Origin of the sequence: Dendronalium phyllosphericum CENA369 (assembly GCF_016056275.1) — a bacterium.
Lineage (GTDB): Bacteria > Cyanobacteriota > Cyanobacteriia > Cyanobacteriales > Nostocaceae > Dendronalium > Dendronalium phyllosphericum.
Genome location: NZ_JAECZA010000003.1, coordinates 15,024 through 27,818, shown reverse-complemented (window position 1 = coordinate 27,818; position 12,795 = coordinate 15,024). Strand labels below are relative to the sequence as shown.

General features: G+C 37.6%; 8 protein-coding genes. All 8 read right to left on the bottom strand.

What is annotated here, in order from left to right:
* Nucleotides 1-18 precede the first annotated feature (18 nt).
* Complete coding sequence (locus tag I8752_RS01615) at nucleotides 19-1,089, bottom strand: HAD-IIIC family phosphatase (protein ID WP_214430581.1); 1,071 nt, start codon at nucleotides 1,087-1,089, stop codon at nucleotides 19-21.
* A 3-nt stretch (nucleotides 1,090-1,092) separates the two neighbouring features.
* Entirely contained in the window at nucleotides 1,093-2,277 is a 1,185-nt protein-coding gene (locus I8752_RS01610; RefSeq protein WP_214430580.1) for an acyl-CoA dehydrogenase family protein, read from the bottom strand.
* 221 nt (nucleotides 2,278-2,498) lie between these two features.
* Nucleotides 2,499-3,392: a cupin-like domain-containing protein gene (locus I8752_RS01605; protein WP_225895390.1), complete on the bottom strand. Its 894-nt coding sequence runs from the start codon at nucleotides 3,390-3,392 to the stop codon at nucleotides 2,499-2,501.
* A gap of 220 nt (nucleotides 3,393-3,612) precedes the next feature.
* Complete coding sequence (locus I8752_RS01600) at nucleotides 3,613-4,551, bottom strand: cupin-like domain-containing protein (RefSeq protein WP_214430579.1); 939 nt, start codon at nucleotides 4,549-4,551, stop codon at nucleotides 3,613-3,615.
* A gap of 29 nt (nucleotides 4,552-4,580) precedes the next feature.
* On the bottom strand, nucleotides 4,581-4,832 hold the full coding sequence (locus I8752_RS01595) for an acyl carrier protein (RefSeq protein ID WP_214430578.1): 252 nt from the start codon (nucleotides 4,830-4,832) through the stop codon (nucleotides 4,581-4,583).
* A gap of 19 nt (nucleotides 4,833-4,851) precedes the next feature.
* On the bottom strand, nucleotides 4,852-5,706 hold the full coding sequence (locus I8752_RS01590; protein ID WP_214430577.1) for a 3-hydroxyacyl-CoA dehydrogenase family protein: 855 nt from the start codon (nucleotides 5,704-5,706) through the stop codon (nucleotides 4,852-4,854).
* 164 nt (nucleotides 5,707-5,870) lie between these two features.
* Nucleotides 5,871-7,268, bottom strand: coding sequence for an acyltransferase domain-containing protein (locus tag I8752_RS01585; RefSeq protein WP_214430576.1), 1,398 nt, complete (start codon nucleotides 7,266-7,268; stop codon nucleotides 5,871-5,873).
* 31 nt (nucleotides 7,269-7,299) lie between these two features.
* Nucleotides 7,300-12,600: a non-ribosomal peptide synthetase gene (locus I8752_RS01580; RefSeq protein WP_214430575.1), complete on the bottom strand. Its 5,301-nt coding sequence runs from the start codon at nucleotides 12,598-12,600 to the stop codon at nucleotides 7,300-7,302.
* Nucleotides 12,601-12,795 lie beyond the last annotated feature (195 nt).

Sequence of the window (12,795 nt, the reverse complement as noted above, 5' to 3'; positions counted from 1 at the left end):
GTGTTCTTTGCAGTTCGTTTAATCAATCACTTGAAAATTCACATACCCAGGTACATCTTGAATGCGACTTAAATCATTTTCAAAAATCACCAAATCGCCATTCTTATCAACTTCCTTAAACCCAGCAAACTTATAAGATATATACATCATTCTGTTGCGATCGTTTGATACAAATTCCGCCAGAAGACGCACGTTGTTACTTTTAGCCAAACTCATAATATGATTCAACATAATTGTCCCCACACCCCGCGACATCACCCGACAAGACATCAGCAACAACTTAATTGTCCATGACTGAGGCTGACATTCAATTAAAAGTAAACCTATTTTCCCGTAGCTACCATACTTATCTTCCAAACTCGCAATCAACAGTTTATGGCTTTCTGAACAGCGAAAATGATTCAGTTCGTCGTAAGAGTAGGTATAACCAGTTGTATTCAATTGATTAGTTCGTAGCGTTAACTCTTCCGCACGTTGCAAATCTTCTTCTTGAGCAGAAGATATTGTGAAATTCATCTTCAGAGTAGCTAAAAATTCGTCTGATGTGCCAACAAACTCATTCTCTGCATTTTGCCGCTCAATATCGCTAAGATACATCAACCTTCTAATTCGTGAATCTTCCGTAATAAACCGGGGATTCATGACAGGCATATCTACAATATTCCCTATTTCATCTGCATTGATACAGATAATTTCCGGCAAAGAAAACTTTACTTCTTCTAGCTCAAATAATTGGTCGTCGATGAAGGCGATCGCATCTATACCAATATTCAGTAACTTAGCAATTTCTTTCAAAGAAGCGGCTTTAGAATTCCAATTAATTTGGGGATATAAAAAATACTCTTTTAACCCAAATTCTTCTAATTTAGCTATTGCTGTAGCCCAATCATTCTTACTAGCTATAGATTGTAGTATACCACGACTATCTAAATTGTGAATCAGATGTACTATATTTTCTTGCAAAGAAACTTTATCATCTTCTAGTAAAATTCCGTGCCATAAAGTATTATCTAAATCCCATACAACACATTTAATAAATTTTTTATCTTTTTGTTTGCTATTTATATTTTGCTCTTGAATACTAATCATATATTAAGTTCTCTCTACTAATTTCTTTTCAAAGCCAGTAGTCACAGTTGCAAAAAGATAATCTTGATAACCTGACTCAGCAATAGTAACTTCTTGAATTTGAGTACTACCTTCAATAATTTCCATAATTTTCGAGTCGCGTAAATACCTCTCAACAGGGTACTCACTACTACAACCATTACCACCATGAAGTTGCACGGCATCATTTGCTATTTTGGTAGCTACTGTAGAGGCAAAGTACTTAGCAATAGAAGTCTCGATAATTGAGTTGGGGTCGTTAATATCTTTGAGATAACCAGCTTGATAACATAACAGTCTCGCTGCTTTTGTGTTAGTTATCATCTGAGTAATCTTTTGGCGAATTAATTGGTGTTCTTTGAGATAAACGCCAAACTGTTTTCGCTCGTTTGTATACTTAATACAAGCTTCTAAGCAAGCTTGAGCAATACCGACACAACCTGATGCCACACTATATCTACCATAATCAAGGGCAGAAGCAGCAATGTAGGAAAATCCAAAACCTAATTTACCGACTAAGTTTTCTTGAGGAATTTGACAGTTATGAAACTGTAATTCTGCTGACATGGAAGCCCTTACACCTAAAATGCCAAACATTGGTTTGACTGAGAATCCTGGACTATTCTTCTCAACTAAAAAAGCAGTAGGCTTCCCCTCACATTTAGCAAATACTAAAAAGATATCTGCTATTTGTCCATAGGTAATCCATTTTTTTTGCCCATTTAAAATATAAGCATCGCCAGCCAGCGTTGCTGTTGTTTCCACACTTTTAGCATCGCTACCAACATTCGGTTCGCTTAAAGCAAAAGCAGCAATGATCTCTCCAGATGCTAATTTGGGAAGCCAATATTCTTTTTGAGATTTATTGCCCCATTTACACAAAGCATGAGCAACCATGTTGTGAACTGTTAGCAAACTCCTAACAGAAGAACATCCTCGTCCAATTTCTTCGTTAAGAATGCCATAGGTAATCATGTCCATCCCTTTACCGCCGTATTCTTGGGGTAAGATAGCACCAAGAAAACCGCGTTGAGCTATTTTTTTAATTAATTCTGGTGGGGTAAATTCTTTTTTATCCCATTCACCAGCATAAGCAAATACTTCTCGATGAACAAAAGCTCTAAATTCAGTTTGAGTCTTTTTTTGTTGTGCAGAGAGTTCTAGTTTCATAATCAATCTGATGATTGTAAATGCTCTATAAAGAGGAGTATTCCACTCTTTTAAGTGAAGATTTGTAAGAATTAATGTGTTTCAGTACCAGTTACAGAAAAGCTTTCAAAATTAGTTCTGTTGTTTATTTAAAACTAAACATAATGTGCTAAATGAAGCTACTTCCTGAATGTGGTAGACAAACTATTTCCAGGTTTCTACTTTTAGAGCAAACGATACTATTAAAAAATTCCTTTGAAGAAATCCAAAGTATGTATTAAAGAGCCAGAAGAGAATGCATGATAAAGATAATGAGGTGCAATATTAAAAAAAACTGATAACATCTTTTTTTGCTTTAAAAATTCTTGAATTTTAACATCATACCAAAATGATAATGAGATATTCTCATCTACTGCTGTTACATGATGCCACCAAAAAGGTGGTATATACAGCATTTCTCCGGGTTGAAGTACAACTTCGATTCTTTCTTGCCAAGGAAACTTGGGAAATAGTTCCAAATTAAAAATATCTGGATTCACTTTACTATTATGTCCCATACCAGAACTATCCTCAAGAGGTGGATAAAATGATAAATAATTTGAAGGAGGAAACAAAAGTATTCTTTTCCTGCCGCGGATTTGAACAAAAATATTATGTATTCTGTCAAAATGAAGAGGACTAGCTGAAGTAAAATCTTGACTTGAGAAACCATGCCATAAGCTAACAAATGGCTTACTACTTAAGTATTTTGGATAAGTTATATCTCCAATAATTTCCGGAAAATACTTTTCAACATCTGCCTCAATTAAATAACACCCTAAGCCATTAATACCTTTATTTTCTACATAATTTTTCACATAATCTTTGTATTTCATTTCTTTTTGAAGGTTATATCCTTCATGATAAGCAAATTGTTTATAATCATCTAAGAAATCCTTTTTAAAAAATCGTATAGGAACTAGATTATTTCCACAATGTTTTATCAGATAATCATTAGACCAATGCTTACAAGCATCCCAATTTTTAGCAACATTTTCAATTATAAAAGGCTGATACTGTTTCCATTTTCCTAAAAATTGTTCTTGACTAGGATTTTCGATTTTTACAATTGATTCACTAGCTTGAATTTTCATCATAATTACAACTTACTTGTTTTAGCTATATGCTGTTTTCTGGCTGTTGGTGTATAAAATGAATCTTATTTTTTTCTTGATTTATGATTTTTAAGATTCATTTTGCTTGCGTATTTTAAAGGTTACAAAAACAGAGATGCTTTTTAAGTATGGGTAATTACTGTTTGTAATAATTCAGGCATTCAAAAATCGGTCTAACCAGGACTTTTACAATTAACTTCATTTAACCTGGCATTCTGTCATTAAGGAAACTACCTTTAATGAAAGAGATGAAATTCACTAAACTTCTTGGAGAAGAAATTGCATGATAAATATAATGAGGCGCAAAGTTTAAGATAGTTGATAAGATGTTTTTTTGCTGAAAAACATCTCTAATTTTAATGTCGTAGAAAAATGATAGTGAGATATTTTCATCTATTGCTGTAACATAATGCCACCAAAAGGGTGGTATGTAGAGCATTTCTCCAGGTTGCATTATGACTTCTATTCTTTCTTGCCAAGGAAACTTCGGAAATAATTCTAAATCGAGGAGATCGGGGTTTACTTTACTATACTCTGGTATACCAACACTATCCTCAAGAGGCGGGTAAAATGACAAATAATTTGACGGAGGAAATAAAAGTATTCTTTTTCTACCTCGAATTTGAACGAAAATATTATGAAATCCGTCAAAGTGAAGGTTAGTAGTTGAAGAAAAGTTTTTGTTAGAGAAGCCTTGCCAAAAGAAAACAACAGGCTTTCTATTTAAGTAATCTGGATAAGTTACATCTTCAACAATTTCCGGAAAACGTTCTGTTAAATATGCTTGAGGTAAATAGCATCCTAAAATATTATCATCATTTTTATTTTCACGACCTCTACCTTTTACATATTCTTCCACATATTCTTTGTATGTCATTTCTCTATCAAGAGCATCATAATCACCACCTTCATAAGCAAAGTTCTTATAATCATCAAAGAAAGCCTTTGTATAAAAACGCACGGGAACTACGTTATCCCCACAATGTTTTATCAAATAATCATTAGACCAATTTTTACAAGCATTCCAATGTTTAGCAACATCTTCAATTATAAAAGGCTGATATTGCTTCCACATTTCTAAAAATTGTGTAGCGCTAGGATTTTTGATTTTTAAAATTGATTCACTAGCTTGAACTTGCATAAAAACTCCCAGAGTCTGATTTTTTACAACTATTTATGAACTACGAGAATAGTTTTACGCTCAACTAAATTGGCAATAGAGTTAATTGTGCGAAAATTTTCAAACTCCAAATCTTCGTTTTCAATGGCAATCTGAAACTCTTGCTCTACAAACAAAACAAGTTGCATGGCAAACATAGAATTAACAAAACCAAGGGCAAAAATATCTTCATCTGATTGCAGATCCTGATTGCCGAAAAATTTGGAGAGGAAAGTTTTGATTTTTACTTGCACTTCATTCATGAGTTTTGGTATTTCTTATTTATTGATATACGTAAAAACCTTTACCAGTTTTTCTCCCATGCAAACCTGCATCCACCATTTTTTTGAGTAAAGTACATGGCCTGTACTTACTATCGTTGAAGTTTTCGTACAAGACTTCGATAGAAAATAAAATGGTGTCTAGCCCAATCAAATCTGCTGTTTCTAAAGGCCCCATTTTGTGACCAAAACAGCCTTTAAAAATTTTGTCTACATCTTCTGCTGTAGCCACTTGGTCTTGCAACAGAAAAACAGCTTCGTTAATAGTTAACATCAACACGCGGTTGGAAACAAAACCCGGTGCATCATTCACAATGATGCATTCTTTACCCATCTGAGATAGCATTTGTTTTGCTGTCTCAATTGTCGTGTCAGAGGTATGATATCCACGAATCATCTCTACCATGGGCTTCATTGGTACAGGATTCATAAAGTGAATCCCAACAACTTTATCGGCGCGTTTGGTGACAGAAGCTATACGGGTAATAGGAATTGCTGATGTATTAGCGGCAAATACACAATCTGCTCGACAGATAGAATCTATTAGAGGATATACTTCTCTCTTAATATCCCATTTTTCAGTGACGTTTTCTACTACAAAATCTGCATTTTCTAAAATTTTATAGTTTGTGGAAAATTCTATTGCTTCAATGATAGTATTTGGCGATTCTTGGCGATCGCCTTTCTTAAAAAAGCTCTGAAAGCGGATATTATTCCTAATTTCGTGTTTAGCTTTATCTAGGATATCTTCAGATATATCTACCAAAATAACTTGATGACCTGTTTGAGCTAGGTTTTGTGCGACCCCAATTCCCATTACGCCTGCACCGACAACACCTACTGTTTGAATGTTCATAGTTTTAACATCTGCATTTCAGGATTTTAAAAACGAACCGCGTACCGCTAAAGCGGAACCCGCAGGGTAGACGCAAAGGACACGAAGAGAAGAGAATTTAAAGAGATTTTGCGTGGGGTATCCAATTTTTGAAAAAATAAGATGCTTTGGTAAAACCTCTGGGTTTAAACAGATAAAGGAATAGAAGAACGAGATTCCCAAGCATAAAATCCTGCCCAATCTATCGGCACTCCCGCTAGCCAAAGCCTACCTAATGTTTTCAGTAAGAATGCTAAATCTGGTTTGCGATCGTAGGAATATCTCACAGAAGGCAAGATAATTTGACTAACTGCTGAATTATTTTCTATACATTGCTGTGCAAAGCTACCTAGAGTCTGTCCAGGGCCTACTTCCAACAAAATTGGATATTGTTGTTTCCACAACTCTTGTATCCCCGGAGCAAATAACACGGGTTGACACATATGCTTAACCCAATAATCAGGATTTGTGGCTGATGCTGCTGTTATCCAAGTTCCTGTAACGTTAGATATATAAGGAATTTTTGGTGCTTGGAGGTTAAATGTTGTTACCAACTTACGTAAGTCAGAGGCAGCACCCTCCATCATCTGAGAGTGAAAAGCATGAGAAGTTTCTAAACGACGGCAAGCTAAACCTTTTTGAGTTAACTGTTGTTCTAAAACTTCTATCGCATCGGTTTCACCTGCGATTACACCCATAGATGAGCCATTGACCGCAGAAAGTGAGAGTTTGCGATTGAGTAGGGGGGATATTTCTGTTTGCGAAAGTGGAACTGCTAGCATTGCTCCACCTGGCAACTTTTGAATCGTCAGCGCTCTAGCAGCAATTAGTTTTAAGCCCTCATCTAAAGATAAAACCTCTGCCAAAGTCGCTGCGACATATTCACCAATGCTATAACCAATCATTGCCGCTGGACGAATTCCCCAGGACATCAATAGCTTTGCTATGGCATATTCAATCACAAAAATGGCTGGTTGAGCGAGATGAGTTTGATTGAGTAAAGATGTTGCAGCTACTATCTTTGCGTCGGCTGGTGTCTGGCTGCGACCTAACATTTTTCGCAAGTCAAGACCTGGAGAATTTTCTTGAGGCGACTGTGGGTCTTGTTGAGAAGTTCTGTTTGGATAGATTACATCTCGCAAATCTTGACCGAGAAGAGGTTGGAGAAATTCACAACAATAGTCAACAGAGCCGCGAAATACAGGTTCAACTTGGTAAAGTTCAAGAGCCATGTTGACGTAATGAGTACCAAGTCCAGGAAACATAAAACTAACAGGACGTTGTGGCGTTTCTTGGGTGTTGGTAAGCACTCGCCTGGGATCTGCAAGTGCAACTAGAGCATCTTCTATATCCCGACAAACAATCATCCGTCGATGCTTAAAAGTTTGTTGTTCGCGTTGCAATGTTTGAGCAACATCCGCAAGGTTAAAGTCACGATGCTGTCTTAAATAATCTGCAAGGTTTACAGTCGCAGTTTTTAATTCTGAGTCACTCTGAGCAGAAAGTGTTAATAATTGCCAAGGACGAGAAGGACTAGTAAGCATTTTTGAAAAATTCCCAAATTGTTACTTTCTCTTAGTGAGAATTATTTCTTGATTTCTTCATCAATAATTGTTTTGTTCTATTATTTGCTGCTTTTTGTTTTTGGATGCGATCGCGTACCGTCTCAAAAGCTAATTCATTCTCTGTTGTTTGACTTAAATATTGCGCTAAAGAGTAAATAGTCGGGTTCTGAAACATTGTCACTACTGATATATCTTGCTGTAAAATTGTCCGCAGTTGATGATTAACCTGAAGCATCAGTAGTGAATGCCCACCTAAATCAAAAAAGTTATCATGAATCCCTACTTTATCGAGATGTAGCACTTCTTGCCAAAGCTTCGCTATCTGCTGTTCCATTTCTGACTGCGGCATTTCATAAGCAGTCGTTAATGTGGGACGCAAGGCTTCTGGTACGGGCAAAGCACGACGATCTATTTTTCCATTTGGTAACAGTGGGAAGGTTTCTAAGAAGATAAAAACACTAGGAACCATATATTCAGGTAATAGTTCTTTAAGATAGGTTCGCAGTTGATTAACTGTAGGTATTTGGTCTGATAAACAAACCATATAAGCCACCAATTGTTGATCTTCTCGCGCCAAAACTAGAACTTCCCGCACTGCTGGATGTTTGAGCAAGGCATTCTCAATTTCACCTAGCTCAATCCGAAATCCTCTAATCTTAACCTGATGGTCGATTCGCCCTAAATATTCTATATTTCCATCTGGTAAGTAACGAGCTAAATCTCCAGTTTGATATAGTCGTGACTCAATTTTATTACTAAATGGGTTAGATATAAACCGTTCCTTTGTTAACTCTGGTCTGTTTAAATAGCCTCTAGCTAAACCAGCACCACCAATATAAATTTCTCCTGGAACACCAATTGATACTGGTTGCAAATTAGTATCTAGTAAATAAATTTGTGTATTGGCAATGGGACGACCGATAGTTACTTTGTTATCTCCTTTATCTACTTGAGTAAATGTAGAATAGGTCGTATCTTCAGAGGGGCCGTAAAGATTAAAAACTTTTTGAATATGATGATTTTGATAAATTTGCTGCACGAGTTGATTTTGCAGTGGTTCGCCAGCAAGATTAACTGTCTTGATTGAAGCTGGTAAACCATTTACTTGCAGTAATTCTGCAATGACGCTGGGGACTGTATTAACTAAGCTGACCTCAGCAGCCAACGAGGGTAAGTGCAAAGCATTCTCTACAACGATCGCTTTCCCACCCCAACTGAGGGGAACAAACAGTTCAAATACTGACAAATCAAAGCAAATGGAGGTTGATGCTAAAACTCCAGCCAGTTCGTCATCTGTAAATACTTCTCTCGACCATGTTAATAAAGCAACACAGCTTGCATGTGCGATCGCCACACCTTTTGGTACACCTGTCGAACCAGAAGTATAGATGACATAAGCTAGATTATTTGGTTTGACTTCACTAGAGGGATTTTCTCGATGTTGGCTAGGTAATTGTAAATTATCAATACAGACAATAGACGCATTGGATTTAGCAAACAATTCAACCAAATAACTTTGAGTCAGCAGTACCTTGGCTTGACTGTCTTCTAGCATGAAAGTCAAGCGTTCCTGGGGATAAGCCGGGTCTAGTGGTACGTAAGCCCCACCAGCTTTTAAAATAGCTAGCAATGCGATCGCCATTTCTAAGCTGCGCTGCATACACACACCGACAATGACTTCTGGCTTTACCCCTAGTTCTTGTAAGTAGTGTGCTAGCTGATTCGCTCGGTCGTTCAACTCTTGGTAGGTTAATTCTTGATTGTCAAAAACGACTGCAACAGCATTTGGCGTTTTTTCTACCTGTGCTTCAAACAATTGCTGAATGCACTTATCTTGTGGGTAGTCTGTCTTAGTATCATTCCACTCAACTAATAACTTTTGTATTTCAGATGAAGTTAGTAGTTGCAATTCTGCTATGCGCTGTTGGGGATCGCTAACTATACTTGTCAATAAGGTCTGCAAGTGTCCCAACATCCGAGTTATTGTATCTGCATTAAATAAATTCGTATTGTACTCACAAGTTGCAACCAACCCTTGCTCGGAATCCTCCATAAACAATGTCAAATCAAACTTAGATGTGCCGTTGTAACCTTCTTCGTAAGTAACTGATACATCCGTAAGATTTAGATTGGGTTTGGGTACATTCTGAAGAACGAACATTACTTGAAATAGGGGATTGTAACTTAAGTCTCGATTTGGCTGTAGTTCTTCTACTAACTTCTCAAAAGGCAAGTCTTGATGAACGTAAGCTTCTAAAGCTGTTGACTTCACCCGCGCTAGTAACTCCTGAAAACTCAAGTCGCCAGATAGGTCTGTACGCAGGACTAAAACATTGACAAAAAATCCTATTAATGACTCAATTTCTGCTCTGTTACGATTGGCGATTGGCGAACCTATTAATATATCAGTCTGACCTGTGTAACGATACAGCAAAATTTTGAAGGCTGTCAGCAAGGTCATAAACAGAGTTACCCCCTGCTGACGGCTCAAATTCTTGAGTTCTTTTGTCAAAGTTGGAGAAAGAACTAATTTCGCTTGAGCACCTTTGAATATTTGAACTGGCGATGGCGAACGGTCTGTTGGCAAATTGAGTACAGGTAGCTCGCCTTGCAATTTTTGTTTCCAATAAGTCAATAATGGATGAATGCGGTCAAAACTAAGCCATTTTCGCTGCCAATTGACAAAATCTCCATGCTGAATTGGTAATTGCGGTAATGGCGATCGCTTGCCTTGGGAGAATGCTTCATATAGTACAGCTAGTTCTTTAATCAAAATACTGATAGACCAACCATCTGCAATTATATGATGCGAGGTGACAAGCAATTGATAACTTTTGTCATTTAATTGTAAAATTTTAGTACGCAAAAGCGATTGAGAAGATAAGTCAAACGGCTGTTGTGCGAACTCTGTAGCTAAACGTTGTGCTTCTTGAGAGCGATCGCTGATCGGAAGCGGTCGCAAATCTTCTACGGTTAAATTTAACGGTACAGCTTGATTGATAACTTGAATGGGTTTTCCATCAACTGCTGTAAAGCTTGTGCGTAATACTTCGTGTCGTCTAATAATTTCGTTAAGACTATTTTGTAAAGCTGTTAAGTTAATGCAGCCTCTGAAGTTAATAACTATAGAAACGTTATATGTAGGAGTATCAGGATTTAACTGGTTAATAAACCACAATCCCTGCTGGCCAAAAGATAGAGGATAAATAGATGTATTTTGTTCTTGTTGAGTCAGAGATATTGACGGTAGTGCATCTTTTGTTATTTGAGCGAGGATATTGATAACGAGCGAGCGCGTACTCATCCCTTCAAAGAAGTCTGCTACAGATACTTCTACTCCTAAATCAGCCTCAATCTGATTTTTCAACTCAAATACTTTTAAAGAATCAAGTCCGAGAGTGCTTAATGGTGCTTGAGGATTGATATCATCTGGTGCGATCGCCAGTACTCTCGCCAAGAGTTCAATCAGATATGATTCTAGAATCGGTTGAGACTCTTTTGGTGAAAGCGCTAAAAGTTCAGAACGTTGTAAACGAGTTTCCTTTCTAACAATATCGCTAATTTTGAGAATGTCACTAACAATTACATTCAGTTCGCCATTCTGATATTGAGTGCGAGTTGCTCGTCGTTGAATCTTACCGCTGGAAGTTTTCGGGATACTACCTGGTTTAATTAAAACTACGCCATAAACTTGTACTTCATGTTCTTCAGTAATCGCTTGTCGAATTGCGATCGCTACTTCTGCTAAATTTGGCTTGGCGCGAAACTCCAATTCTTGGACTATTACTAGCCTGTCTTCCTTGTTAACCTCTACTGTAAAAGCTGCACCAGCACCAGAACGTAAGGATGGATGACTGCACTGGGCGGTTAATTCTATATCTTGGGGGTAAAGATTGCGGCCTCGAATGATAATTAAATCTTTGGCTCTACCTGTAATGAAAAGCTCGTCATTGTGTAAAAAGCCTAAATCCCCCGTCCGCAGGAAAGGGCCTGCACCTGTGTCTGATAAATAAGCACGAAAGGTTTCTGCTGTTTCTTGAGAACGATTCCAATAACCTTGACCAACACTCGGCCCGGATACCCAAATTTCTCCGATTTCATCGGGTTTGCAATGAGTCAAGGTTTCGAGATTGGCAATTACTACCTTCTGTTCTGGTACGATCCGACCGCAACTGACAAAATGATATACATCCTCATTTTGAGCGGCTGATTCAACTAAGCGATTAAATTCTAATGCAGACTTCTCGACTGTTTTAATAATCGGTGATGTTGCCTTATCAACACCAGAAACCATGAGAGTTGTTTCAGCCATTCCATAACATGGGTAGAATGCTTCTTTACGGAAACCACACTCTGCAAAAGCTGCTGCAAACCGCTCTAAAGTATCATGACGAATCGGTTCCGCGCCGTTAAATGCAACACTCCAACTACTCAAATCAAGAGTTTGTTTTTGTTCGGGAGTAATTTTTTGAGCGCATAATTCATAGGCGAAGTTCGGGCCGCCACTAGTTGTACCTTTGTACTGAGAGATAGCTTGCAACCAACGATAAGGACGTTGGAGAAAGGAAGTTGGAGGCATGATAATGCAAGGAAAACCTCCATACAAAGGTTGCAAAATCCCTCCAATCAAACCCATATCGTGGTACATTGGCAACCACGTCACAAATTTACTTTCTGGAGAATGCTCCATGAATTGGTAAGTCGTGGCAGCATTATGCAGTAGGTTTCCATGACTAATCATCACACCTTTGGGCGTTCCTGTAGAACCAGAGGTGTATTGCAAAAAGGCTAATGTATCTCCATCAATAGCAGGTTCTTGCCAAGTCTCTTCTATACCCTCTGTAAGATTATCAGTAGTTAGCCACTGCAAAGATTCTAGACCAGTCTTTTCTATCATCAAAGACTGTACTGTAGGCAAGATGTCTGTTGTTGTCAGAGCGATCGCTGCTTGTGCGTCTATTGCAATAGCTTTGATTCTCGGTGTGTTACGCTGATTTCGCGGGGGATAGGCAGTTACAGCAATAACTCCCGCATACAAACAACCGAAAAAAGCAACTAAAAAATCTAGTCCCGCCGGATAAAGTAGTAAAGCTCGTTCTCCAGATAAATTTAATTTTTGTAATTGAGCAGCTATGCGACGCGATCGCCTATCCAATTCTTGATAGCTTAAGGTTGCTTGTTCTGTTTCCCCATCGAACAAGAAGGTAAAAGCATCTCTAAGCGGCTGTGTAGAGCTTCTTAAATGCAACAGTTCTACAAGTGTAGAACTGTTGTTATCAGGTTTAAAGATGCTATGAGAAAATTTACTCATTTTTTCTGCAAAAGTTTAGATGTCACCCTGATGTACTGCTCTTTTTCTGAACCTTAAAAGAAAACTAAAGAGCAAATTCTTTATTTCACACAAAATCTCAGTATAAATTAGACATCTTCTAAAATTAAGTATCAATACTCCATTTTCACCAGATGTCTATGTGTTTGCGAGATTTATCAGTTTCAAAATCTCAAT

What these genes read in the sequence shown, in the direction of transcription:
- I8752_RS01615 (WP_214430581.1), bottom strand. Translation starts at nt 1,089, where the DNA reads ATGATTAGTATTCAAGAGCAAAATATAAATAGCAAACAAAAAGATAAA.
- I8752_RS01610 (WP_214430580.1), bottom strand. Translation starts at nt 2,277, where the DNA reads ATGAAACTAGAACTCTCTGCACAACAAAAAAAGACTCAAACTGAATTT.
- I8752_RS01605 (WP_225895390.1), bottom strand. Translation starts at nt 3,392, where the DNA reads ATGATGAAAATTCAAGCTAGTGAATCAATTGTAAAAATCGAAAATCCT.
- I8752_RS01600 (WP_214430579.1), bottom strand. Translation starts at nt 4,551, where the DNA reads ATGCAAGTTCAAGCTAGTGAATCAATTTTAAAAATCAAAAATCCTAGC.
- I8752_RS01595 (WP_214430578.1), bottom strand. Translation starts at nt 4,832, where the DNA reads ATGAATGAAGTGCAAGTAAAAATCAAAACTTTCCTCTCCAAATTTTTC.
- I8752_RS01590 (WP_214430577.1), bottom strand. Translation starts at nt 5,706, where the DNA reads ATGAACATTCAAACAGTAGGTGTTGTCGGTGCAGGCGTAATGGGAATT.
- I8752_RS01585 (WP_214430576.1), bottom strand. Translation starts at nt 7,268, where the DNA reads ATGCTTACTAGTCCTTCTCGTCCTTGGCAATTATTAACACTTTCTGCT.
- I8752_RS01580 (WP_214430575.1), bottom strand. Translation starts at nt 12,600, where the DNA reads ATGAGTAAATTTTCTCATAGCATCTTTAAACCTGATAACAACAGTTCT.